Origin of the sequence: Pseudoflavonifractor phocaeensis (assembly GCF_016901955.1) — a bacterium.
GTDB lineage: Bacteria > Bacillota > Clostridia > Oscillospirales > Oscillospiraceae > Flavonifractor > Flavonifractor phocaeensis_A.
Genome location: NZ_JACJLC010000006.1, coordinates 42,647 through 68,277 on the forward strand (window position 1 = coordinate 42,647; position 25,631 = coordinate 68,277).

A 25,631-nucleotide genomic window follows, 5' to 3' on the forward strand; every position below is an offset into this window, starting at 1 on the left:
ATACTGGGCGCTTGGAAAACAAAGCAAAAGCGGGCGCTCCGGGGATGACCCCAGGGCGCCCGCCGTGGTCGGGAGGTATGATACAGATACGATCATGTGTTACCGGCGGGGGAGTCCGGCGTTTCGTACAGTTTGCCTCCCTTGAGCCGTATTTGCCGGTCGCAGATGGTAAGAGCCTGGCGATTATGGGTGATAATGAGCACCGTTCTGTCCTGAAGCCGCCGAATATTGTCCAATACCTGCCGCTCGGTATCGCCATCCAGGGCGGAGGTAGCCTCGTCCAGCAGCAGCACCGGAGCGTGGTGGTAGACGGCCCGGGCAATGGCCAGCCGCTGGAGCTGACCCTCGCTGAGGCCTGTCCCCGCCTCCCCCACCCGGGTATCATATCCGTCGGGAAGGGCCTGGATAAAGCCGTCGGCGCAGGCCACGGCGCAGGCCTGCCGGATCCTCGCCCGCTCCTCCGGAGAAAAATCCGTACGGTGGTAGGCGAAGGAGATGGCCTGATAGAGGGTGCCCGCCATGATGCTGTTGCCCTGGGGTACATAGGCGAACAGCCCACGAGTGGCGGCGGACAAAGGCCGGCGGTTTCCCTGTCCGTCCACCAGGGTAACGCTGCCGCCGGTGGGACGGTACAGAGCCAGCAGCAGCTTCAGCAGGGTGCTCTTGCCCTCCCCGGACATGCCCACAAAGGCGATGAACTCCCCCCGCTGGATGGTCAGGTCCACTCCGTCCAGTACCAGACCGTCCCCATAGGTGAAGGACAAGTCCCGAAGCTCCAGGCTGGCCATGTCCCCGTCCGACATGGGCTCCTGGGGTGGCTCCTTGGGCAGTTCGTCCAGGGCGATCAGACGCAGGGCGGAGGTCTGCATGGCGCAATAGCTGGAAAAGAGCTGGTTGATCTCCCCAAAGGGGCTTTGGAGCTGATTCACCAGTTGGAGCGCCCCCGCCAGCATTCCGTAAGACACGGTGCCGGCGATAACGCCCAGGCCGTACCAGGCCAGGCAGCCCAGGTAGCCCAGATTGATAAACAGAAGATAGCCCGTGTGGAGCAGGTTGGATACCCGGTTCTGCCGGTAGCTGGCCTGGCGCAGCCGGTCCACCCGGTCCGACCAAGTATGCATGGCGCTGCCAAAGCCCAGGAAGGAGCGCACCATCAGAGTATTGCGCAGGGTGTCCTGCTGGACGGCCTCCACCCCGTCATACTCCTGGCGCAGCTGCCGGTGGAGCGCCTGCATGGGCTTGCGGAGAAAAAACATCCCTACCGCCCCCACCAGCAGAGCCCCAGTGAAGATCAGGAAAAAGCGGGGATCCCACAGCAGCAGCACCAGAGCGGCCCCCGCGACCCGGATCAGCAGGGCGATCAGACTGGGAATCAGATTGGCCAGGCCGGAGGTAACAATATTTACGTCGTTGTTCAGATGGCTGCTCAGCTCTCCCATGCTGTGTCCCTGGAGTGAGGCGTACTCGGTATGGAGCAGACCCTGGTATAGGTATCCCTTCATGTGAGCCTCCATCCGGAAGCACACTCGATGGTTAATGTGGGTGTACAGGGCCTCCAGCAGGGTGGCCAGCAAATAGAGCCCGGCGTAGATCCCTCCATACAGCAGAAAGGAACTCAGTGCCCCAGAAGTGACGCTGTCGATGAGATTACGAAACAGCACCGGAAAGAGGACGGTATTTACCGACGCCAGCACATACAGCGCCGTAATGGCGAACACGCCATAGCGGTACCGGCCGCTGTGCCGCCAGATCCAGCGGATGGAGCCCTTCTGAGGATTCTTCATAGACCTGCCTCCCCTCCTTGGATTTACCGGCGGCCCAAACAGACCGGCCGGATACAGCTACAGTGTACAACAGCTCCGGGCAAAAGAAAAGAAGCAGCCGGGGGAATGGCTGCTTCTTTCTGTCCATAGCAGGCGCGCGGAAGCCGGGCGGTCAGCCCTTGTGGCCGCCCTTTCCGGGCTTTTCGTCAAACCAGTGGCCGTTTCCATTGCCGTTGCCGTTGTTATTCCAGCCCGCACCGCTGGTGGTGATGATATCCTCGCTCCGCAGAAGGATAAGCTCCCATTGGGGAGGCGTATAAGGTGACTTCATATTCATCTGGTAGACCTCCTTGCACAAGTCAGGGAATCTCTTGTGGTTCAAGGTTCAATTTAGCATACTGCGTTTTCCTTGTCAAGCACGCTGGAAAATCATCGGAAATTTTTTCTTTTGTGGCAAATTCCGCAGGTTTATTTGAATAATTTGCAGGCAACGTTTGATCAAATCATGATACAATAAAATGGAGTATGCCAAAGGTGGAATATAGGCTGGATAGAAATTCGAATTCCACGGGCAGAAAATAATTTGTTTCTTTACAGTCACGGACAGACGACATATAATAAGTATAGAATAGAGAAATTTGCATATTTTTGGGGCCTGTACATAAGGATGAGGAGAAGACTGTCCGTGCCCCATTGCCGCAACCTAGAGAGGAGCCATCTACCTTACATGGAAATGGTGGAGTGTGTCATGAAATATGCCACGCAGGATGACGGGATACGGATGGGTGACGTAGACCGTATCAAATTGCAGGAGGATCTAAAGCACCGGCAGGAATATCTGGACCGGTTGTATACAAAGGACCGCAGATGGTACTGGCGGGGAAAACGGGTATTTGACATAGTGTTTTCCACTCTGGCCCTTACTCTGCTCTCCCCGGTTTTTCTGGGAATCTCCCTGTTTATCGTGATCAGTGATCCCCACGCCGGGCCTATCTACAAGCAGGTCCGCCTGGGCCGCCACGCCAAGCCCTTTATCGTCTACAAGTTCCGCACCATGGTAGCCAATGCCGACGAGCTTCTGGAGCAGCTGAAGGACCAAAACGAGATGAACGGACCGGTATTCAAGATCGCCGACGATCCCCGGATCATCCGGGGCGGGCGGTTTCTGCGCCGGACCGGCCTGGACGAGCTGCCCCAGTTTGTCAACGTGCTCATGGGCAATATGACTGTGGTGGGTCCCCGGCCCCCTCTGCCTCAGGAGGTGGCCCATTACAGCGAGTTTGACAAGCTGCGGCTGATGGTCACCCCGGGGCTCACCTGCGCCTGGCAGATCCAGCCCAGGCGCAATGACCTGAGCTTTGAGGAATGGATGGATCTGGATATATCCTACATCTGCGACCGGAATTTCTGGGGGGATATCAAGATCATCCTGGCTACGGTGCGCACCATGCTGCGGCGGGACGGGCGGTAGGCCTTCTCCACGCCGGCTCACCCGAGAAGGAGTTATCATGGATCAATTTGGTATCATGGCCGACCTGCTGCCAGCGGGAGACTATTTGATCCTGCTGCTGTCCGCCGCCCTGCATGAGACAGACCCGCCGGATCTGCCTCCGGGGCTCACCTGGCGGCAGGTTTACCATATGGCCAGAAGGCACAGCGTGGAGCAGTTGGCCTTTTATCGGATCAAAGACCGAGTGGCCCGGGAGGACCCAGACACCTGCCGGGAATGGGAACGCCAGTGTATGCAGTATCTGGTCCTGAGCCTGACCCAGGAGACGGAGCATCAGGCCATCTCCGCCCGGTTTCGGGAGGCTGGTATTCCTCTGGTGTCTCTGAAGGGAGCCCAGCTGGCGGAGCTCTACCCCCAGGGAAGCTTCCGGCAGATGGCGGATCTGGACTATCTGATCCCCCCGGAGGCCCGGCAGTTGGGAGCCAATCTGATGGAGGCGCTGGGCTACCAGGATAGCCCGGAAGAGGATCAGGCCGACTTTCATGCCGTTTACCATAAGCCGCCCTATATGACAGTGGAGCTTCATCCTTGGTTGGTGCCCCCCTGGGACCCGGGGGCGCGGTATCTGGGTGGAGCCTGGGACCACACTGTCCCGGATGGCGCCGGTGGTTTCCGCCTGTCACGGGAATTCAGTTATTTGTTCCTGGTGGCTCACATGGCCAAGCACTTTTTCATGGTAGGCTGCGGGATCCGGTCGGTGCTGGATATCTACCTGGCCCGGACGGCCTGGGAAGACGGCATGGACTGGGGCGGAGTGGAGAGCGGATTGCGGCAGATGGGGCTGCTCTCCTTTGCCCGACAAGTGGAGGCGCTGGGCCGGGACTGGTTTGGTCCCCATCCGGTGGTCCCCCACAGGAGCAGGGCCCGGATCATGGAGCAGGAGATCTATGCCGCCGGCACCCACGGCTCCAAGCTGGCCCGGATCGCCCATGCGGTGCCTCCGGATTTCCAGCGCCGCCCCATGCTCTGGAACAGAACGGTCTTTGCCTGGCGGCGGTTGTTTATTGGCAGAGCCTATATGGTGCGAGACTACCCTGGCTTGGAACAGTATCCCGTCCTGCTGCCAGTATGCTGGCTCCGCCGCCTGTTCCGCCAGCTGGTGCGCCGCCGCTCCCCGTTCCATGAGACGTAGGAAAGAACCCTACCCAGCGGCATAGTTCCCTTTTGCCGGACATTTACCTGAGAGATGAGGGGCAGCGTCCCCCAGAAGAGGCTGAAGCACAAGGAGGGCTGTCCCTATGAAAATCGCCATGATCGGCCACAAACGGGTCCCCTCCCGCGTTGGGGGCATTGAGGTGGTGGTGGGGGAACTGGCCAGCCGGATGGCCGCCCTGGGCCACCAGGTCACCATTTACAACCGGCGGGTTAAGGAACCCAAACTCCGTCAGTGGCAGGACTGCCGGGTGGTGGAGGTAAGGACCTTCGCCAATGAGAAGCTCAACGCCTTTGTGTATTCTTTTTTCGCCACCCTGCGGGCCATTGCCGGTGGCTATGATGTGCTCCACTTTCACGCCGAGGGTCCCAGCTGCATGATCGCCCTGGCCAAGCTGTTTCGGAAGCGGTGCGTGTCCACCATCCACGGTCTGGACTGGCAGCGGGCCAAGTGGGGCAGGTTTGCCTCCGCCTATCTGATGATGGGGGAGCGTCAGGCCGCCCGTCGGGCCGACCGGCTCATCGTGCTGTCGGCGGAGATGAGCCGGTATTTTCAAAGGACCTATGGCCGGCAGGCCGATTTCATCCCCAACGGGATTACCCGACCCCAGCCCCGTCCGGCGAAGGTGATCGGTGAGAAATACGGCTTGACCGCAAATGGCTATCTGCTCTTTTTGGCCCGGCTCACCCCGGAGAAGGGGCTGCACTACCTGCTGGAGGCATACCGGGAGCTGGACACCGATCTGCCTCTGGTGGTGGCGGGAGGGCTGGAACCCGAGACCCCCTACATCAAGGAGATCCGGGCCATGGCTGCCCTTGACCCCCGGGTGAAGCTGACAGGCTTTGTGGAGGGGGCGGCGCTGGAGGAGCTCTATGCCAACTGCCTGCTGTACATATTGCCCAGCGACGTGGAGGGCATGGCCATGAGCCTGCTGGAGGCGGTGAGCTATGGGGCGCCCTGCCTGGCCAGCGATATCCCGGAGAACCAGGATATCGCCCCCGGGCTGATCCGCTATTTCCGCCGGGGGGATGTGGACTCCCTCCGGGCAGAGCTGGCGGCAGTGCTGGCCGCTCCCGCGCTGCGGGGGCAGATATTTGACCCCAATTTGACTGCGGAAGAGGTCTGCCGGCGGCGGGAAACGTTTTTCCAGATCCACGACTGGGATGAGATCACCCGGCGTACCCTGGAACTGTACCAGGAAGCCCGCCCCAAGCGGGGCGAGGGTTCCGTGAAATAAGAGCCACAGGATAGAAGGTGTAGCGCTATGGCGAAATTCAAGAGAAGAAAAACCATTGCCGAGCAGATTGCCGACGAGCGGAAGCAGGACAGCTGGGCCTATGCCGTTTCCCCGGAAGAGGATATCAAATTCTTTTCCATCAAGAAGCTGATCCAAGTTCTGGTCTCCCGATGGCTCATCCTGCTGCTGGCGGTGGTGACGGTATTTTTTGACTGCTGCCTCTATTTTTACTTCCAGAATGACCGGGAGGCGGTGGCGGTGCTCTCCCTGAACTATGAGCAGTCCACCAAGGGGCTCACCCCCAACAACACCCGGTTCTCCATCAGTGAGGTGCGCAGCGAGAAGGTGGCCGAGCTGGCCATTCAATACGCCGGTGTGGAGGGGCTGGTTGAGCCGGACGACCTGATCGACCACATCTCGGTGGGCACCTACACCGACCGGGGCTATTATGATGAGGACGCTTATATCGCCACCTCCTTTTACATCCACCTGTCCAGCGGGTACGGGCTGGACGGAGGCGACGGGGGCTGCGTCCCCAGCGAGATGTTAAAAATGGTGGTCAAAGCCTATAAGGATGTGTTTTTTGGCAGCTATACCCGGAATACCGTGGCCTTTGAGGATGAGGCGGCAGACTATGGAGCTATGGAGTACCTGGATATTGTCTCCTACATCAACCTCCGTCTTGAGCGGGTAAGCGCTTTCCTGTCCGAGCGGGTCAACGAGGGTGTGGCCTTCTCCTCGTCGGAGACCGGCCAGACCTTCCAGAACCTCCAGGAGATCCTGAACAACATCCGCGATTTGTCCTATGGGCAGTTCAAAGCCTATGTGTGGGAAAACGGACTGGCCAAGAACGACGTGCTCACCGTGGCCACCCTGGAGTATAAGAACGAAAACCTGCAAAAGCAATATGACCAGGCCATGGACGAGTACCAGATCCGTACCGATATCATCGAGGAGTACGAGAACGCCATGATCGACTCGGTGCTCATCCCCACCTATGATGATTTGGGCGAGTACTATATGGCCCGCACCAAGACCGGCATCGACGAGCTGGCCAACGAGGCGGAGGACTATCTCCAGCAGGCCAAGGAGTATCAGGTGCAGATCGACCAGAATATTGATATCATCGCCAATATCCAGGCCGACAACGGCCAGGCCAGCGCCGCCCGGGCGGACCAGATGATCCAGTCCCTGGACGATCAGATTGGAGAGCTGGAGGAGTTGGCTACCGACCTGAACTGGGAGTACCAGAACGAGCTGACCCACAACTATGTGAGCTTCCAGTATCCCAACGCCGGCCTGCTGTCCAAGCTGAACGTAAAGGTGGGCCTGGTGCTGGCGGGCGTGGCCGGACTGGTGGTGCTGGCGGCCTTCTACCTGGAGAACCGCCGGCGGGAGCTGCCCGGCCAGTCCACTGGGGAAGCCCCCCACGATCAGAACGGAAAGTGAGGTGACAGGATATGAAAGATTTTCAGCTGCTGCGCTACATCAAGACCTTTGGCTATCTGATTATCCTGATCACCGTAGTTGGCTGTATCCTGGTATACCAGTTTGCCCGGCAGAACCAGAGCTATACCGCCACCGTTATTCTGAAATATGTCAATGCCAACGCATCCGAGGGCCTTACCCCCGCGGGCACCGAGATTGACGTCAGCGAGATCTACAGCGCCTCGGTGGTCACCCAGGCGATCCAGGAGCTGGGCTTGTCCACCAGCGTGGAGAGCATCCGCTCCGGGGTCACGGTGGAGGAGATTATCCCTGAGGATGAGCTCATCCGGAAGGAGGCCCTGCTGGAGGAGGGCGAGGAGTACGAGTACTTCCCCACCCAGTATCAGGTGAGCTTTACGGGGGACAGCGACACCAACCTGGACTATGCCACCGACGTGCTCAACGCCATCATCGACGCCTATCTGATCCAGTACAGCACCAAATACATTGACGACGTATCCTTCCCCCAGAACGCCGCCAACGTGTCGGTGGAGAAGTATGACTACATCGAGTGCGTGGATCTGCTCCAGGAGAGCTGCAACCAGATTGTAGGCTACCTCAGCCAGAAGGACGAGAACTATCCCGGCTTTCGCAGCACCCAGACCGGTTACGCCCTTTCCGACCTCCAGGACGAGTACGAATACATCCGGGACACCGAGCTGCAAAAGCTGTACGCCATGATCCTGAACAACCAGATTGCCCAGGACCGGGACGTACTGCTCACCAATTATGCAAACAAGCTGACGCTGGATCGGATCAACCTGACCAATACCAGCAGCACCCTGGAAAAAACCCGGGCCCTGATTCAGCAGTTCGGCACCAAGACCCTGGACGGCTCCAACTACAGCTTTTCCGGTACGGACGTGACCAGCAGCGGCCTGATCCTGGCGGACGTGGAGCTGGACAACAACCGCATCACCAATACCATCACCACCTATGACAAGCTCATCAATCAGTACCTCACGCTCCACTCTGAGCAGGCATTCCTGGAGCGGTCCATCCTAAACTACCAAAAGATGTACGACACCTTCAGCCAGGAGGCCACCGGGACTTACATCCCCCAGGGCACCGCCGCCTATGTGTCCCAGGAGATCACCGAAATTGCCGCCGACATGAGCCAGCTGTACGATGTGGTATGTGACACCATGGATGAGTACAACGGAGTAGTCAGCGCCCGCAACATCAATGTGCTTACCAGTGTGGCCGCCTACAGCAACCTGAGCCTGCCCATTTACACCGGCCTGGCCATGCTCATCTTCCTGTTTATGGGCTGCTGTGCCGCCATCGCCTTGGGGCGGCTGGGAGACTTTATGAACTACTTCCTGTACATCGACCGGAAAACCAACCTACCCAACCGGGGCCGGTGCGATTTGCAGGTGGAAAAGTACAGCGCCCACCTGCTGCCTGACTGGTTTGCCTGCCTGTATATCCAGTTCCGCTTTGACGGAGTGAACCAGGCCGGCGTTACCCGGAAAAGCGGGGACAACGCCCTGAAAAAGCTGGGTAAGATCCTGGGAGATGCGCTTTCCAGCGAGGGCTTTGTGGGCTACAACAACAGCGGCCAGTTCATCGGTCTGTTTGAGCACTGTAACGAGGATAAGGTGCAGACCATGGTGGATCGGATCACCGCAGAGATCGAATACGCCAACAGCCTGGAGCCCGCCGAGTCCATCACCATCAACGTGGGCCATGCCATTTCCAATATGGAGTCGATTTACGATGTGCGTAAGCTGCTCCAGGCGGCCATCAAAAACTCAAAGCAGTAAGGGGGGATTGCCGTGAATCGCATCGCAAACAAACAACGGACGCCCCCGTCTGCCGTAAAAAAGTGGGTAGCTTTCCTGACCCTACTCTGTCTGGCGGTGGCGGTGGTCTCCACTCTCATCTTCGGTTTCAGCAACGGACAGTTTGAGACTACCTTCTATCAGGCGCGCAGCGATCAGCTGTCAGAGAACGTGCGGGTGGTCCAGCTCTCTGACCTGCATCTGAACCAGTTTGGCGACAACAACAGCCAGCTGGTGGAACGCATTCGCACCCTGGAGCCCGATCTCATTGCCATTACCGGAGACATGACCATCGCAAAGAACACCAGCCTCTCCCCGGTGGTGGATCTGTGCCGGCAGCTGGGGGAGATTGCCCCGGTGTACTATGCCTGGGGCAATCACGAGTACGGGGACATCATGAACGGGGTGAATACCACCCTACCTGACCAGCTGGAGGCCGTAGGGGTCCATATTCTGGATTACCAGTCCGAGCTGGTGGAGATCAACGGCAATCAACTCTCCATCGGCGGCATGTATGCCGACACTGGTACATTTTACCGGGACGCCCCTGCCTTTTTGGAGGAATTCTGCCGGCAGGAGTGCTTTACCCTGCTACTGACCCACCATCCGGAGCTTTTTGATGAGCTGATGGAGGGCTATCCCGTGGATTTGGCCCTATGTGGCCATGCCCACGGGGGGCTGATCAAACTGCCGGGCATCGGGGCCTTGTACGCCCCGGGCCAGGGCTTTTTCCCCGAACTGACCCAGGGGTGTATGAAGCGGCTGGGCTCCACCGTGGTCATTAGCCGGGGGTTGGGGACCTCCAGCATCTTCCCCAGATTCAATAACAGGCCGGAGCTGGTGGTGGTGGATATCGACTGCTACTGAACACGGCTAGAGGCCAGCGGAGGACGGCTCCATGGGAAAAAGGGCGCTCTTTACAACCGAACATCTGGGCAAGGCTCTGTTCATGGTTCTGGCTTTGTTGGCCAACCTTTGCGCCTGCTATTACTTCAATGTGGGCCTGAAATACATTGTGGGCCTTGTGATCATGGGCTGGGCCGCCCTGGCCTTTGCTATCAATCCAGATTTTCAACTTATCAAGCGGTATATCAAGTATTTTTTGCTCTTTTATTTCCCTTTCCTGCTGTTTTGGATCTGGTCCCTGGTCATTTGGATCAGCAGCTTCCAGACAGTGGATTATATCATCCGAGGCTCCCTAAACACCATCTACATGATCACCGCCGTGGGCTATGTAGTGGGGTCCTATTATCTGTTCGGGGAATCGGCGGTCTATCTGAACTTCTATACCATGTGTATAGCCAACACGGTAAAGCTGGTGCAGACCATCCTGGCCAGCAGCGTGGGCCAGGTATTTTCCGAGTACATTGCCCTGGTTACCTCCTTTGCCTCGGAAACCGGCCAGGCGATCAGCGCCATGGAGCTCCACGACATGGCCTTTGGGTTTGGCCCCTACATCCTCTTTTTCCTGCTCTACCGGAAAAACGGCAAACTCCGGCTGGGCCATCTGCTGCTGGCCATTTTCTACTTCTCCCTGGCCATGAAGCGCATCGCCATCGCCGCCGTCATCCTGCCGCTGGTGCTCATTCTGCCCTACCTGAAAATGGGAGACAAGGCCCGGCGGGTGTATGGGGCGGTGCTGGGCTACGGCGGCATCCTGCTGGCGTTTCTTTACCTCTGGTCCATTAAAGCGGGCGTCTTTTACGACATCGTGGACGCCCTGGGCATCAATGTAATGAGCCGGGACGCTTTTTACGCCCGCTACAGCAGCTTCTATGAGCTTGCCCCCTCCTTCCTGGGCCTGGGAGTCCGGTTTGTCTACCGCTACGAAGAGGCGGTGGAGGGCGTGGTTCATCAGCTCCACAACATCTTTCTGCAAATGTACATCGAAGTGGGCTTCTGGACCTGGTTTGCCTGGCTGTGGTACGAGATCCGCTTCCGGATCTATGCCATCGGCAAGCGGGTGGGTTTCCAGGGGGCAATCTTCCTGCTGGTGAGTACCATCTATATGTGGACTACCTTTACAACCGACAACACCCTGTACTACTGGCCCCCCAACGTGGCCTATATGTATCTGTCCCTGCTCTGGGTGGAAAAGACCATCCGGGAAAAGAGCCGGAAGGAGGGGCAGAATCTGCCCCTGGTGGGGCGTAGGCGGCTCCGGATCACCTTCTAGGACTGCCGGTTTTGGGAGGAGGCGCGACCCTGGTGAAGGTATTGCTGGTCAACAAATTTCATTATCGCAAGGGTGGCAGCGAGACCTATTACTTCACCCTGGCGGAAACCCTGGAGGCCATGGGCCACCAGGCGGTGTTCTTCTCCATGGAGGACGAACGCAACCTGCCCTGCCCCCAGGCCCACTACTTCGTGTCCCATGTGTCCACCGAGGGCGGGCTGAAAAACAAGCTGGCACTGGTGCGCCGGATGTACTACTCCAAAGAGGCCTATGTGAAGCTGTCTGCCCTGCTGCTGAAGGAGCGGCCCGATCTGGTGGTCCTCAATCTGGTACATAAGCACCTCACGCTGTCGGTCATTGACGCTATCCGGCAGTACGATCCCCATCTGCCCATCTTCTGGACCATGCACGATCTCATTGCCGTCTGTCCCGCCTACTCCATGCTGGACGGAAAGGGCCGGGTGTGCCGCAAATGTCTGGACGGTGATTTTCGCCACTGTGTAAGGGAGAAATGCATCCGGGGTTCCAGGCTGATGAGCGTTTTGTCCGCACAGGAGGCAGAATTCATCCGCAAAAAGGGTTGGTATCGCCAGGTGGATCTGTTTATCTGCCCCTCTGAGTTCCATCGGGACCTGCTGGCCGGGGCCGGATTCACCTCCGCCCCCATCCTGACCCTCCGCAACCCCCTGCCCCTGGACACGTCCTATGAGTGCAACGACGGGGACGACGGATATGTGCTCTACTTCGGCCGGTTGGTGGCACAGAAGGGAGTGGCCACCCTGATCCGGGCGGCTCAAAAGACAAACTTCCCCCTGGTGATCTGCGGCACCGGCCCCGACGAGGAGGCCTTTCGCCATCTGGCGGCCAAGGGTGGGCGCATTACCTTCAAGGGGTTCCAGACTGGTCAGGTCCTGCTGGACATCATCCGCCGCAGCCGGTGCGTTGTGCTCTCCTCAGAGGGCTATGAAAACGGCCCCTACAGCGCCATGGAGGCTATGGCCCTGGGCAAGCCCCTGGTGGTGTCCGACCTGGGGGGACTGCCCGAGCTGGTGGAACCGGGAGAAAACGGCTATGTGTACCCGGCGGCGGAGGGGGCCGAAGCCCTGGCCGCCGCGCTGGAGCAGGTCTTTGCCCTGACCCCGGCGGACTACTCCGCCATGTGCCGGGCCTCCCTGGCAAGGGCCCGGGCCATGTTCGATCCCCGGCGCTATGTGGAGCGGCTGATGGAATACTATGAAGCCTGTACCGGCAGGCCCAAAGTGGAGGTGTGAGGCTATGGCGGAAAAGAAGCTCAACGGCACCGTGATCGTCACCTATCGGTGCAACGCCCGCTGCTCCATGTGCAGCCGCTACAAGGCCCCCTCCAAGCCGGAGGAGGAGCTCACCCTGGACACCATCCGCAAGCTTCCCCCCATGTATTTCACCAACATCACCGGTGGGGAGCCCTTCATCCGCACCGACCTGAAGGACATCGTCCGGGAGCTGTACAAAAAGAGCGACCGCATCGTCATCTCCACCAACGGTTTTTTTACCGACCGCATTCTGGATCTGTGCCGGGCGTTTCCCCAGGTAGGCATCCGCATCTCCATCGAAGGGCTCCAGGAGACCAACGACTCCATCCGGGGCCTGCCCGACGGGTTTCAACGGGGCTATACCACCCTGGAGAAGCTGGTAAAAATGGGGATGAAGGACGTGGGCTTCGGTATGACGGTGCAGGATTGCAACGCCCCCGACCTGGTGCCCCTGTACCGGCTCAGCGACCGGATGGGCATGGAGTTTGCCACCGCCTCCCTCCACAACAGTTTCTACTTTGTGGAGAACAAGAACATCATCCATGACCGGCCCATGGTGGCCGCCCACTTTGAGGCCCTCATCAATGAGCTGCTCCGCTCCCCCAGCCCCAAGAAATGGTTCCGGGCCTACTTCAACCACGGGCTCATCAACTACATCTACGGCCAGCAGCGGCTTCTCCCCTGCGACATGAGCTTCGACACCTTCTTTATTGACCCCTACGGGGACGTGATGCCCTGCAACGGCACCAAGGACAAGGAGGTCATGGGCAACCTGAACACCCAGAGCTGGGAGGAGCTGTGGCACAGTCCCCAGGCGGAGGCGGTGCGGGCCAAGGTCCGGGGATGTCGGCGGAACTGCTGGATGATCGGCTCGGTGTCCCCCGCCATGCACAAGTACATCTGGACCCCCGCCTGGTGGGTGATCCGCCACAAATTCCTCCGGTTCTGGAAGCGGGACAAGTATTCCATGTACGAGCTGCCCGCCGTCCGGGCCCTGCGGGACGGGAAGGTGACCAAAGCGGAGCTGGACGCCCGCTCCACCTGCGACCGGAGCGTCCCGGTGAACGACGGCCTGTCCCAGGCCAGCCGGGAGCAGCTGCGCCACCGCAGCGGCCAGGATATCGTAGACGCCGACGTGGCCGCCCAGCTGGCCCAAGAGGGGAGGAGCTCCCATGGCGGCTGAGACCCCTCTGGTCAGCGTCATTGTGCCGGTGTACAATGGGAAGGAATATTTATCCTCCTGTGTCAGCTCCATCCAGGCGCAGACAGAAAACAATATTGAGATCATCCTGGTGGACGACGGCTCCACCGACGGTTCGGGCGTCATGTGCGACGCATTTGCCGCCGGAGACAAGCGGATTGTGGCGGTCCACCAGAAAAACGGCGGGGTGTCGGCCGCCCGGAACAAGGGGTTGGAAATCGCTCGGGGAAAGTACATCATGTTCTGCGACTGTGACGACGAGGTGCTTCCCCGGTACTGTCAGGCCCATGCGGAGGCAATGGCCCGGCCAGGCGTGGCCCTTACCATCTCTTCCACCCAGGGCCTGCCCTCCGGCATAGCCGCTTTGCCCTGCAAGGAGGGAGTCTATTTCCCCAGTTACGACCAGCTGCTCCAGCTCTGGGGTGCGGGATGGCTGTGGTGCTGTTGGGGCAAATGCTATGACGGCGGCGTCGTCCGCCGCCATGGGCTTCGGTTCCATGGAGAGATCGCCCACGGGGAGGACTCTATCTTCGTGGTGGAGTATATCACCTGCCTGCTGGACCGGTCGGGACAGATCTGCCTGTGGCAGGAGCATTTATACCGATACTTCGACACCCCCGGCAGCCTGTCCAAAATCACATCCGCCATGGCCGACTCCATGCGGTGCAAGCTGGAGGCCATCCACCGGATGGACGAGCTGGTGGGCTTTGACCGGCGGGAGATGGAGGATCTGCTCACTGCCGACCGGATCAAGCTGACGGACATGGCCTTTCAGGACAGCCTGCGTCGGTACCGGGCCTGGCAGGTCTGGAGGGGCAGTCGGGCGGTAAAGGCTGCCCTGACTAAGCCGGATATGGCGGAGGTGCGGGCGGAAGGCCAGCGCCTGGAGGTGTTCGGCCATCTGTACCGGCGGATGCTCCGGTTGGGCAGCCCCCTGCTTCTCTACCTCTTCCTGCGCCTGCGCTGGATCATCCTGGAGGGGCCTATGGTTAGGCTGCTCCACCGCCGCAGGCTGCGTAAATTCTGAGACCGGAAAGGACGGGAGCAGCCAATGAAGCGTGTTGGCGTCATTACCATACTGGATGAGATCAACTATGGAAACCGTCTTCAGAATCTTGCTATGCAGGCGTTGCTCTCCGGCTTGGGATGGGAGCCGGTTACCTTGCGCTTTTGTCCGGAAAAACGAGTGCCTGTGAAACGGCGGCTGGCCCAGGTCAAGCTCTTGCGGTGGGTTAACAGTACATGCAGGGCGGCTCTGGGAAAAGATGAGCATTCCGAGACCTTGAAAAAACGTCGAAAAGAGGCTGTGTTAGCCTTTAACCGCAGATATCTCTCCATGACGCCTCATTTGATTCCGGCGTGCAGTGCATCACAGAAGCCTTTCGGGGACTGCCGTTGGTTTGTGGCGGGCAGCGACCAGATCTGGAATCCCTATTTTATCGGGGATATCATCCCTGAGCCCCACTTGGCCTACCTGCGCTTTGCCCCGGCGGAGAAGCGCATTGCCATTGCCCCCAGCTTTGGGGTGGCCCAGCTGCCCCCGGAGCGAGCGGAGACCATTGCCCACTATCTGAAGCAGTTCCATTTCCTGTCGGTGCGGGAGGAGGACGGCCGGGCTCTCATCCAAAGGCTCACCGGCCTGGACTGCCCTGTGTTCCCCGACCCCACCCTGCTGGTAGAGCCCGAATTTTGGGCGGAACTGACGGAACAGGAGCCGCCGGTGGCCTCCAGAAAGTATGTGCTGGCCTATTTCCTGGGGCAGGTTTCCCCCCGGCGGCGGCAGATCATCCGGGACTATGCCCGCAGGGCCGGCCTGCTGGTGGTGTGGATGAACGACCTGACCGTGCCCCAAAACTATGTCTGGGGTCCGGTTCGGTTTTTGCGGGCCATCCGGGACTGTCAGGTCCTGTTTACCGATTCCTTCCACGGCTGCGTCTTTTCCCTGGTGTTCCAGCGGCAGTTTTTTGCCCTGAGCCGGGAGGACGACACGGCGGATATGTCCGGCCGAATCGCCACCCTGCTGTCCATGGCGGGGCTGGAGGAACGGGCGGTGGCCCAAGGGACGGAGCTGCCGCCCCCCATTTCGGACGAGGCGTTTGACCGGGTCCATGCCCGTCTGGCCCGGCGGCGGGCGGAGGTCCTGTCCCTGCTGAAGGACGTGCTGGAGGGGCAGACATGAGGATCGAGCGCACCCGGAACGCCGGCCGGAACCTGGTGTTCGGCGGGCTGCTGAAGGCCTATCAGATCCTGCTGCCCTTCGTCATGCGCACCGCCATGATCTACTGGCTGGGAGTGGAGTACCTGGGGCTCAGCTCCCTGTTCACCTCCATCCTGTCGGTGCTCAGCCTGGCGGAGCTGGGGGTGGGCACCGCCATGGTGTACAGCATGTACCGCCCCATCGCGGAGGACGATACCGAGACCATTTGTGCCCTGCTGCGGCTGTACCGGCTGTATTACCGGATCATCGGGCTGGTGATTGGTCTGCTGGGGCTGGTGCTCATGCCCTTCCTGCCCCGGCTGATCCAGGGGGACATCCCCGCCGGTCTGGATCTGAATGTCCTCTATCTGCTCTCTCTGGGCACTACGGTGCTGTCCTACTGGCTGCTGGCCTACCGGGGCAGCCTGCTGAACGCCCACCAGCGGACGGATGTGGGGAGCAAGATCACGCTGGTCACCTCCACTCTGACCTACGCCGTCCAACTGCTGGTGCTGCGGTTCTGGGGGAACTACTATGCCTATCTCATCACGGCTATGGTGACCGGGGTACTCAACAACCTGCTCACCGCCTGGGTGGCCAAGCGGATGTACCCCCAGTATCGTCCCACAGGCCGGCTGGACCGGGACACCACGGGCATCATTAACCGCCGCATCCGGGATCTGTTCACCGCCAAGGTGGGGGCGGTGGTGGTGTATTCCGCCGATACCATTGTGGTCTCCGCCTTCCTGGGGCTAACGGTATTGGCAGTATACCAGAACTACTACTTCATCGTCAGTGCCATCATGGGCGTGGTGGCCCTGGTCTTCAACGCCTGCGTGGCCGGAGTGGGCAACAGCATCGTGGTGGAGAGCGGGGAGAAAAATTACCGGGACCTGCGGACCTTCACCTTCATCACCGGATGGCTGGCGGGATTCTGCGCCTGCTGCCTGCTCTGCCTGTACCAGCCCTTTATGGAGATCTGGGTGGGAAAGAAACTGATGCTGGGCTTCAGCGCCGTGGTGTGCTTCTGTGTGTATTTCTTTGTCCAGGAGATCAACACCCTGCTGAACATGTACAAGGACGCCGCGGGCATCTGGCATGAGGACCGGTTCCGTCCCCTGGCTACCTCCCTGACCAACCTAGGGCTCAACCTGCTGCTGGTCCAGGTGTGGGGGATCTACGGGGTGGTGCTCTCTACCGTCATCGCCACCCTGACGGTGGGGATGCCCTGGCTGCTCCACAACCTGTTTACCACCCTCTTTGACCGGCGGGAGTTGAGAGGCTATCTGTGGCTACTGCTGCGGTGGGCGGCGATGACGGCGGTGGGGGCCGCCGCTTCGCTGGGCCTGTGCGTGCTGGTGCCCCTCACCGGCTGGGCGGCCATCTTTGTCCGGCTGGCCATCTGCTGCCTGGTGCCCAACCTGTGGTTTTTGCTGGTCAGCCGCAAGAGCGGGGAATTCCGGCGGGCGGCGGAGATCGCCGGCCGCATGACCGGGGGACGGCTGGGCTGGCTGCTCAGACTGGCCGGACCAAACTGAACGGGGCTGCCGCGTTATTGCGCGGCAGCCCCGTTCTCTGTGCTGCGTCGTCAATAGAGCTCATGCTCCATCAGCACCCGGCCGGTCTTTTGGTATTCGTCCCGAACCGCCTGGGCCAGCAGATCCCGGGTAATGGGAGTCCCGCCGGCAGCGGCCAGAAAGGCGGCGGATACCGCCACATTTTTGATGGAGCTGCCCGACAGCTCAAACCGATCGGCAAAAAAGTCCAGATTGACCCCTTGCAGCGGAGCGTCCTTGGGAAAGACCGCACGCCATAGCCGGCGGCGGGTGGCCGGACTGGGCATAGGGATGTGTACCATAAAGCTGATACGACGTTTGAAGGCCTCGTCAAAATTTTGGGCGGCGTTGGTGGCCAGGATGGAGATGCCGTTGTGGGCTTCCATCCGCTGGAGAAGGTAGGCGGTCTCAACGTTGGCGTATTTATCCTTGGAATCATTGACCTCGGTGCGTTTGGAGAACAGAGCGTCAGCCTCGTCAAAAAACAGGATGGCGTTGGAGTCCTTGGCGGCGTCAAAGAGCTCGCCCAGCTTTTTCTCGGTCTCGCCAATATATTTGTCCATGACGCGGGACATGTCCACCCGGTAGGCGTCCAGGCCGAATTCCCCGGCCAGCACCTGGGCGGTCATGGTCTTGCCGGTGCCCGGAGGGCCGTAGAGCAGCACCGACACCCCCTTGCCGTAGGGCAGCTTCCGGTCGAACCCCCAGCACTCGTTGACCTGCCAGCGGTAGCGGATGCGGTCGCACAGCTGCTGCAGCAGGGCCAGGGGCTCCTCCTCCAGCATCAGATCCGCCCAGGTAAAGGAAAGGGACAGAGGCTGGGTGAGCTGGGCCAGCCTGGGGGAACACAGGAGTCGTACGCCCCGGGAGATTCCCTGGGCAGTGATGGCTGTCTCTCCTCGGGAGATCCCGTCCATCTCCGCAATGGATACCACCTGCTTGATCTGTCCCGGGGTGAGGGAATAGACGTTGGCCAGGCCGAGCGGGTCCAGTCCCTCCGCCAGCGGCAGGCTGGCCCCTTCGGAGAAGGTCTGCCAGAACAGCCGCTGCTCTCCAATGGTGTGCTGGGGGATGTGGAGCTGGAGAATGCGGAAGCTTTCGTCATACCGCAGATCCAGGGGCCTCTCTCCACATAGGGCCAGTAGGGGCACTGTCTGCCGGAAGGGTTCCAGCATCCGATAGGCCAGCTCCAGCCGCGCCCCTTGGGCGTGGTCGGTGAAATCAAAGTGGTATAGGGCGGGTACCGCCCGGTTGAGCCAGCACCAGGACAGGGCGGTCTCCAGGATGGCCGATTGCGCGTCGTCCCCCAGGACGGCCAGCCGGCCACAGTCGATGCACAGCACATTTCGGCCCGTCCGCCCCGCCAGATAGCGCAGGATGAAACGACGACCGGTGTTCTCTCTGCCGTAAAGCTGAAGCAGGCCGGTCCCCCGGCGATCCTCCGCAAGAAAATGGGAGGCAAAGGCGGCAGCCTGCTGGCAGAGCTCCTGGTGGGTGAGGGGTTCCACCTGCTCCTCCGCGGAAAGCAGGGAGCACACCGGAGGCAAAGGTTCGGGCAGGTATGACGCGCCCGTCAGAGCCAGCAGGGCGGTCTGCCGCAGCACCAAAGGTCTGGCCAGGCCCAGGGCGGCCCCCTGGTCTCGACCGGCGGGACAAACCAGCAGGTACCGGTTCAGGGGATGACACTGGTCACCCAGGGCAAACAGCTCTCCCTCCTCCAGAGGAGCCACCAGGGCGTACAGGTCGGCGGCCAGGCCCAGGGTGGCCTGACGTGCCTGGGCATCGTCTTGAAGATAGGCAAAGACCCGCTCGTACTTTCGATTCACCTGAGGGGCCAGGGCCAGCAGGATCACCAGCTGTTGAAAAGCGCCCGCCTCCAGCCGCCGGAACAGGACGGCCAGGGGTTCCTGGGACTGGGTGGCCCGCCGCCGGAGCTGGTCCAGATGATCGGCAAAGCCCGCCTGGGGTTCCATGGGAGCCTGGCCGGACAGGGCCAAGGTGACCTGAGATTCAGGTACGACTACTCCCCGACCCTGGAAGGCCTCGGGGCACTGGGCCTGCTGGATGGACAGGCAGGTGGAGCACAGCCCATCCAGCCAGGCCAGATAGTCCTCCAGCAGCGGGGGGGGCCCTCCCCGGTGTTCCTCCATCATACGTGTCGCTCCTTTCCCATCATGTTTCCTGCTATCTATTGTGGCACGGTGGCCGACGTCTGTCAATTTGTCCAACGGCACCTTTTCTAAAGATTGGCTAAAAGGTTTTTCCAAAGCCTCCGGATGCCTTTACAGCCAACAAAATTTATACTAAGATGGAACCAAACAAAGTTGCCGCTCCCGTCTGCGGAGATCATTCCCAGTTAGGTTGAAAAGGAGGTTTTCCTATGAGCCGCAGTAAGTTATTACAGCCGGAGCAGACCGTCCGGCTCCATCGTGGTTCTACCCCTGCCGATTCCCCTGTCCGTCAGTCCGCCGGTCCCGGCAACCGGGATCTGCTTGCCTCCCTGGGGGAGGCCAGGACCATGCCGGAGCCCGTCCAGGCCAAGATGGAGGAGACTCTGGGGGCGGACTTCTCCGGCGTCCGCCTGTATGAGAGCCCCGTGGTGGCCCAGAACGGGGCGGAGGCCGCCGCCTCGGGCAACCGGGTGGCCTTTGCCCCCGGCAAGCTGAACTTCGGTTCCTCCGCCGGGCTGGAGCTGCTGGGCCATGAGCTCTCTCACGTGGCCTCCCTGGCCCGGGGCGAGGTGTCGGGCAGCGGATTTTTGAACGATCCCGCACTGGAGCGGAAGGCCGACGCCGACGGCAAAAAGGCGGCCTCCGCTGTGGACAGCTTCAGCGGCGGGACCATCACCCCCATGAGTGGGGAGCCCGCCCCCTCCCTGGCCGGGCCGGTGCAGGCCAAGCTCTTCAAAAAGCCCAAAAAGAATGGCTTGATCTCCGCCCAGCCCGATACCTCGCCGGAGTCTCTGGCCTATATGCAGGCCATGCGGGCCCGGGAGGCCGAGCTCCAGGAGCAGCATCAGGCTGAGATCCGAAACGGCCGGGTCAACCTCGTCAACAGCCTGCCTGCCCAGGCCGCCAGGGTAGGTATGGGCGGCGGGGCGGTCAAGGCCCAGGAATTCCAGAGCAGCCTTCTGGAAAAGGATGAAAACGGAAATACCTTCCTGGATAATTCCAACCAGAGTCTTGCCCGCGGAGACCGGTCGGGAGCCCTGGTGAATTTGGGGATCCGCACCTCTCAAAATGTGACTGCCCAGGCGGACAAAGCCATGCGTGGGTCTATCTTCGACAATGTGGGCGAGGACTATACGAATCTGATTCTCAACGCCCAGGCCGGCGGTCTGGACACCGAAGCCATGCTCAACGATGAGACAGTGAGCTCCGCTATCGTCCCCGCGGCCGACGGGCGGATGGAAAAGCTGGCCTATGCCACCGGCGCCGGCTTTGACGCGCTGAACAACCGGGCGATGGACATTTTTAGTGAGTATGTGCTCAGCGATCAATCCCTGGAATATATTTCAAACTTCTCCCAGGGCGTAAGCGAAGCGGATGTCTTTAAGGGGAATCAGTATGGGACCTCCGGCGCCTCTGGCTTTGCCCTTCAGACCTTGGTCAATACGGTAGGCGGAAACACCAATGCTGCGGCAGTAGACAAGCGGCTCAATCCTTCCAGCCAGCGGGTGGCAGTCAACATGGGACGCACCATCGGCTCTCTGCCTAAGATGGCCAACCTGCCGGAGGAGAGTGTTCCCGAGTCCCTGCGTCCCCTGCGGGCCCGGTACATCCAGCTCCAGGAGGAGCTGGACCGGCGGCTCCAGGAGCGGGCCGCCGGCCGGGGGTAACCCATGGATACAGACCACGGTGCGATAGGCCTCCGCGCCATTGACGCCGCCCTGCTCCCCGCCTTCGTACCCTATCTGACTGGGGATACCGTCCGGGCCATAGGGGGTGGAATGCCCGGCCTCACCGCCCTGGGGGCGGTGACCGGCGACCTCCGGGCCTGCGCCGCCGTGGCGGGGCGGGCGGAGGGGGAAGGGCTGACTCTCTCCAGCCTGTATGTAGACCCCCAGATCCGCCGTCAGGGGGTCGGCTCCGCGCTGCTGGAGGCCCTGCTGGCCCAGACCGGGCCCCGGCGGACAGAGGCCTCCTGGTTCCTGCCGGAGGAGGAGGGGCAGACCCTGGCCGCCTTCCTGGCCGCCCGGGGCTTCCGGGCGGAGACAGACGAGACCCCCATCTGCCGGCTGGACATGGCCATGCTGCGGCGGGTCCCTTCGGTGCGCCGGGCCTTTTCCCCCGCCTTCCGGCCCGACGGGAATATTGTCCCCTTTGACCGGCTCACCCCGGAGGAGCTGGCCGACCTGGAGGCCGACCCGTCGATCGACCCCCGGCTGCGGCCCGGCCAGGCGGCCGGGCGGCTCACCCCCCAGCTGAGCTTTTGCTACCGGTACCGGGGCAGGATCGCCGCCTACTTCCTCTGCGGCCAGACCGGGCCGGACGCCCTGGCGGTGCTGGCCGCCGTGTCACGGCAGGGGGCCCACCCCGCCGCCTTCCTCCAGCTGGTCACCGCCGCCATCCACCAGGGGCTGATCTGGTTCGGCGGGGACTTTGTGTGCTGGCTGGAGGCCCTCAACGATACCTCCCTGGCCCTGGCCCGGACCATCTCCGGCGGCACCCTCCAGCTGTGGCGGGAGGGCAGGGCCAGCCTGGAGCTGGAACGGTTGGGATAAACAAGGAAAACACGAGACAGGCCCCGCTGCCATGCAGCGGGGCCTGTTGGATTATGTATCGGATTCGGTGTGGAACACCGCCTGGCGCTGGAACACCGAGGGCATGGTGTTGATGCCGGGGGTGCGGTTGCCCTCGTCGCTGTCAAAGGCGCTTTTGCGGATATTCAACGGGATAAATTGGGGCCGGTCCATCTCCTCCTCCATCTCCTCATCGGGGGGCGGGACCTGGCGAAGCCTCTTCTTCTTCTGCTCCTCGATCCGCTCGTCCAGCATACCGTTTCTCCAGCTCATAGAGGACTCCTTTACAGCACCAGGCTGGCGTAGGGCTCAAAGTCGCTGCGGGTAAAGACCTTGCCCGTCTTGACGAACTCGTACTTGATGGCCTGGAGATAGTGCTTCATGTGGACCTCGCCCCCGGCTTCCGGATCAGCGGCGGCCAGGAAGGCGGCGTTGAGGATACAGTTCTTGATGTTGCCGCCCACGAACTCGAACCGGGCCGCCAAAAAGTCGATGTCCACGTCCTCGGCCAGGGGGGTGCTCTTGGGGATGGTGGTTTTCCACAGCACCTTCCGGGTCTCCACGTCGGGGAACTGGAATTCCACGATGAACTTCATCCGGCGGAAGAAGGCCGGGTCGATGTTGTGCTTGTAGTTCGTGGCCAGCACGGACACGCCGTCGTAGGCCTCCACCTCCTGGAGCAGCAGGGCGGTCTTGTTGTTGTTGGAGGACTGGTTGGAGCCGCCGTCGTCAGACCGCTTGGCGAAGAGAGTGTCACACTCGTCGAAGAAGAGGACCACGTTGCACTTCTTGGCCTCCCGGAAGATCATGGAGATGGACTTTTCCGTCTCGCCCACGTACTTGTCCACCACCTTGGACAGGTCCACCCGGTAGAGCTCCAGGTTCATCTCGTGGGCGATGACCTGGGCGCACATGGACTTACCGGTACCGGGAGCGCCGAAGAGGAGCACCGACAGACCCCGGCCGTACTGGTACTTCTTCATGTAGTCCCAGTCCTCGTACACCTGCTTGCGGTAGATCAGCTGGTCGCAGGCGTTTTTCAGGGCCAGACGCTGGTCGGGGTTCATAACGATGTCGTCCCAGCCGAAGTTGGCGGGCACCCGGGTGGCCTTCTGGGTGAGCTCGTGGCTCATCTGGTTGTTGCAGGACTTGAACATGCTGGCCCGGGAGATCTGGATCTCCCGATCCATAGCCGACAGGCTGCGGCCCTGGTGGAGGGCGCTTTTGATCTTGCCGGGGGTGAAGAGGAACTTGGTGGCCAGCTCCTCCAGGTCCACGTCGGGACCCAGGCTGTAGCCCTGGGCGTAATGCTTCCACACCTGCTGCCGCTCGCCGTTGTTGGGGGTGGGCAGCTCCAGCTGAGCATAGTCCAGGGTGGTGACCTCCCGCATGGGCAGCTTCTCCTTGCTGACGGCGAAGATAGTCACGTCGTGGGCCACCAGCTTGCCAAAGGCCAGGTCCAGATAGCCGAAAAACTTGTCCTTCTCGTCCTCCCGGTAGCTCAGGTTGTCCAGGCAGCAGCAGGCCCCGGTGAGGATGCACTCCCGGGCCAGAGACCACAGGGCCTGGTCCACAAAGCGAAAGTCGTATACGAAGAGCTTGGCGCAGTTGAGGGTGACGCAACGCAGGCTGTGCTGCTTGCAGAAGTGGGCGATGGTGAACTTCCGGCCAGAGCCCTCGTCCCCGAAAAGGGAGAAGATATGGCCGCCGTCGTTGTAGTTGATGTTCACCGCGTCCAGGATCTGGGGATTGGCGATAAAGGGGTTCTCGGTGACCGACAGGTCCAGCAGGTTGAAGAACCGCTTGTAGTTCTCGTCAGGGCGAATGGGGTCCAGGCCGAAGAGAAAGTCGATCATACGCTTGTCCGGGGAGAGCTGGGTGGAGAAGGGCATGGCGTCGTTGATCTGGAGATTCAGGATGGGCCGCAGCTGCTCCAGGGCCTTGGACATCTGGCCGTAGGCCGAGGTGATGGAGAACCGGTCCCCATAGAACACCCGGCCTGCGGACTCAATGGTGGGGGCGGACAGGCCGCCGTTCTGGTTGATCACCTGAAACACCGAGGCGTAGTTGGTCTGGGTGGAGGACAGGATGGCGCAGGCGAAGGCGAAGGTGGCAAAGGGGGAGAACTCAAGCTTGGCGCACAGCTGATACAGGGGCATAGGCACCTGCTCCGGGTCGGTTGCGGCGGCCCGGGCGGCCACGTGGTCCAGCAGCTCCTCAATGGGCCGCTCCTTCAGAGCGGCTATACCTCCCTCGTCGGCAAAGGCAGAAAACAGATCGCTCATCATCTCGTCGCCAAACAGGTCCCCCAGGCCGTCGTCCTCAAGGGGTTCCTCCGGGGTGGTACTCTGGAAGTCGTCAGACCCCTCCATCCCCCGCTCCATGTCGTTCAGGTGCTTGTTGCACAGGTCAAAGGCGATCTCAATATCGGGATACAGGATGTTCTTGAAGCCGCCGTTGTCCTGGGCGAACAGGGACATCAGATCCCGAATGTAACTGGATAGCTGCCGGTCCACGCAGGCAAAGAGCTGGCTGGTATAGGCCTCGTAGCTGGAGTAGGGTGTATTTCGGGTCTCAGGGGCAAAATGCGCGTCAAAATCCATAGCAGCTGTCCTTTCTGTTACAGGTCGGAGAAGATGTACCCGGCGTTGCGCACCGTGCTGATGATGCCGATGCGGTCAGGATCCAGCTTTTTTCGCAGATTGGAAATATGTACCATCACGGTACGCACATCTCCCAGGCTGTCGCTGGACCACACATTCTGATACAGGTCGTGATAGAGCAGCAGGGTGTTGGGGTGCTGGATCATATACTGGAGCAGGGCATACTCGATGGAGGACAGCTCCACTGCGGTGCCCTCCCGTACCAGCTGCCGTCGGGTCTCGTCGATGGCAAAGTGGCGGAAGTGGCGCAGGTGCCCCGCTCCGTGGGGGCGCTGGGCGGCGGAACGGCGGATCACCGCGTCGGCCCGGGCCAGCAGCACCTCGTAGTTTAAAGGCTTTACCATATAATCATCCCCGCCGCTGCGCAGGGCGGTAATGATGGTATCGCTGTCGTCGTTGCAGCTCATGAAGATAATGGGACAGGTGTGCTGGTCCCGTATGGTCTGACACAGCTGACTTCCCAGACCGTCAGGCAGCATTTCGTCCAGCAGGACCAGATCGTATTCCTTTTGGTCCAGACATTCTCGAGCCTTGGCCAGGGTGTGGGCCACCTCGGTCTGATAGCCCGCCATTTGCAGATGGATGGCGGTCAACTCCGCCAGGTCCTTGTCATCTTCTACAATCAGCGTGGTCCGCATCAACATCACCGCCTATGAAATGAGCCCTGGCTGTCCGCGCGGGCACAGCAGGCTCCACCGATAAATCAAACATATATACAGAGATAATATATCATACAGGAAACCGGTAATCAATATGCAAAACTCACGGGTATCATTGCTATGCCGGCAGAACATGTATCCTTTCTTTCAATGTCGAAAGAAGGGATAAATGATTGACATTTTATGCCGGAGTCTATATTATTGATATATT

The 25,631-nt window shown here is 60.6% G+C and carries 20 protein-coding genes; 14 read left to right on the forward strand and 6 right to left on the reverse strand.

Translation table 11 applies throughout. From position 1 onward, the window contains the following. Positions 1-92: 92 nt before the first annotated feature. Both H6B51_RS02590 and H6B51_RS02595 read right to left on the reverse strand, forming a co-directional pair. Positions 93-1,784 (reverse strand): ABC transporter ATP-binding protein, encoded by a 1,692-nt coding sequence (locus tag H6B51_RS02590; protein WP_204882198.1) that lies wholly within the window; start codon positions 1,782-1,784, stop codon positions 93-95. A 151-nt stretch (positions 1,785-1,935) separates the two neighbouring features. Beyond that, positions 1,936-2,100 carry a hypothetical protein gene (locus H6B51_RS02595; RefSeq protein ID WP_204882199.1) on the reverse strand — a complete coding sequence of 55 codons (165 nt, stop codon included), beginning with the start codon at positions 2,098-2,100 and terminating at the stop codon, positions 1,936-1,938. A gap of 411 nt (positions 2,101-2,511) precedes the next feature. Here H6B51_RS02595 and H6B51_RS02600 point away from each other — a divergent pair, with 411 nt between their 5' ends. The 12 genes from H6B51_RS02600 to H6B51_RS02655 all read left to right on the forward strand — a co-directional run bounded on the left by H6B51_RS02600 (position 2,512) and on the right by H6B51_RS02655 (position 17,339). After that, positions 2,512-3,234 (forward strand): sugar transferase, encoded by a 723-nt coding sequence (locus tag H6B51_RS02600; protein WP_243421100.1) that lies wholly within the window; start codon positions 2,512-2,514, stop codon positions 3,232-3,234. A gap of 37 nt (positions 3,235-3,271) precedes the next feature. Beyond that, positions 3,272-4,405, forward strand: a complete 1,134-nt coding sequence (locus tag H6B51_RS02605) for a nucleotidyltransferase domain-containing protein (protein ID WP_204882200.1) — start codon at positions 3,272-3,274, stop codon at positions 4,403-4,405. 106 nt (positions 4,406-4,511) lie between these two features. Continuing rightward, the gene (locus tag H6B51_RS02610) at positions 4,512-5,663 is read left to right on the forward strand and encodes a glycosyltransferase family 4 protein (protein ID WP_243421101.1); all 1,152 of its coding nucleotides are present in this window, start codon (positions 4,512-4,514) and stop codon (positions 5,661-5,663) included. Positions 5,664-5,690: 27 nt separating this feature from the next. Next, complete coding sequence (locus tag H6B51_RS02615; RefSeq protein ID WP_204882201.1) at positions 5,691-7,112, forward strand: hypothetical protein; 1,422 nt, start codon at positions 5,691-5,693, stop codon at positions 7,110-7,112. Positions 7,113-7,123: 11 nt separating this feature from the next. Further along, a complete protein-coding gene (locus H6B51_RS02620; protein ID WP_204882202.1) occupies positions 7,124-8,917 on the forward strand; it encodes a diguanylate cyclase domain-containing protein in 1,794 nt (597 codons plus the stop codon). 12 nt (positions 8,918-8,929) lie between these two features. After that, positions 8,930-9,802: a metallophosphoesterase gene (locus H6B51_RS02625; protein WP_204882203.1), complete on the forward strand. Its 873-nt coding sequence runs from the start codon at positions 8,930-8,932 to the stop codon at positions 9,800-9,802. A 31-nt stretch (positions 9,803-9,833) separates the two neighbouring features. After that, a complete protein-coding gene (locus tag H6B51_RS02630) occupies positions 9,834-11,111 on the forward strand; it encodes a hypothetical protein (protein WP_204882204.1) in 1,278 nt (425 codons plus the stop codon). 32 nt (positions 11,112-11,143) lie between these two features. Beyond that, positions 11,144-12,382: a glycosyltransferase family 4 protein gene (locus tag H6B51_RS02635; protein ID WP_204882205.1), complete on the forward strand. Its 1,239-nt coding sequence runs from the start codon at positions 11,144-11,146 to the stop codon at positions 12,380-12,382. A gap of 4 nt (positions 12,383-12,386) precedes the next feature. Next, entirely contained in the window at positions 12,387-13,586 is a 1,200-nt protein-coding gene (locus H6B51_RS02640) for a radical SAM protein (RefSeq protein WP_204882206.1), read from the forward strand. Beyond that, complete coding sequence (locus H6B51_RS02645) at positions 13,576-14,631, forward strand: glycosyltransferase family 2 protein (RefSeq protein ID WP_204882207.1); 1,056 nt, start codon at positions 13,576-13,578, stop codon at positions 14,629-14,631. Before H6B51_RS02640 ends, H6B51_RS02645 begins: the two co-directional genes overlap by 11 nt. Positions 14,632-14,655: 24 nt before the next feature. Continuing rightward, a complete protein-coding gene (locus H6B51_RS02650) occupies positions 14,656-15,783 on the forward strand; it encodes a polysaccharide pyruvyl transferase family protein (protein ID WP_204882208.1) in 1,128 nt (375 codons plus the stop codon). Beyond that, positions 15,780-17,339 (forward strand): lipopolysaccharide biosynthesis protein, encoded by a 1,560-nt coding sequence (locus H6B51_RS02655; protein WP_204882209.1) that lies wholly within the window; start codon positions 15,780-15,782, stop codon positions 17,337-17,339. The genes H6B51_RS02650 and H6B51_RS02655 overlap by 4 nt, the downstream gene beginning before the upstream one ends. Before the next feature lie 50 nt (positions 17,340-17,389). Here H6B51_RS02655 and H6B51_RS17580 read toward each other — a convergent pair whose 3' ends face one another. Further along, complete coding sequence (locus H6B51_RS17580; RefSeq protein ID WP_243421102.1) at positions 17,390-19,510, reverse strand: ATP-binding protein; 2,121 nt, start codon at positions 19,508-19,510, stop codon at positions 17,390-17,392. 227 nt (positions 19,511-19,737) lie between these two features. Between H6B51_RS17580 and H6B51_RS02665 the strand changes: the two genes are divergently transcribed. Then, on the forward strand, positions 19,738-21,195 hold the full coding sequence (locus H6B51_RS02665) for an eCIS core domain-containing protein (RefSeq protein ID WP_204882210.1): 1,458 nt from the start codon (positions 19,738-19,740) through the stop codon (positions 21,193-21,195). Positions 21,196-21,198: 3 nt separating this feature from the next. Next, positions 21,199-22,080, forward strand: coding sequence for a GNAT family N-acetyltransferase (locus tag H6B51_RS02670; protein ID WP_204882211.1), 882 nt, complete (start codon positions 21,199-21,201; stop codon positions 22,078-22,080). Between the two features lie 51 nt (positions 22,081-22,131). Here the strand turns inward: H6B51_RS02670 and H6B51_RS02675 are convergent, their stop codons facing one another. The 3 genes from H6B51_RS02675 to H6B51_RS02685 are packed head-to-tail and all read right to left on the reverse strand — an operon-like array spanning position 22,132 to position 25,399. Beyond that, entirely contained in the window at positions 22,132-22,371 is a 240-nt protein-coding gene (locus H6B51_RS02675; protein ID WP_204882212.1) for a hypothetical protein, read from the reverse strand. Positions 22,372-22,382: 11 nt separating this feature from the next. Beyond that, positions 22,383-24,701, reverse strand: a complete 2,319-nt coding sequence (locus tag H6B51_RS02680; protein ID WP_204882213.1) for an ATP-binding protein — start codon at positions 24,699-24,701, stop codon at positions 22,383-22,385. 17 nt (positions 24,702-24,718) lie between these two features. Beyond that, positions 24,719-25,399, reverse strand: coding sequence for a response regulator transcription factor (locus H6B51_RS02685; protein ID WP_204882214.1), 681 nt, complete (start codon positions 25,397-25,399; stop codon positions 24,719-24,721). Positions 25,400-25,631 lie beyond the last annotated feature (232 nt).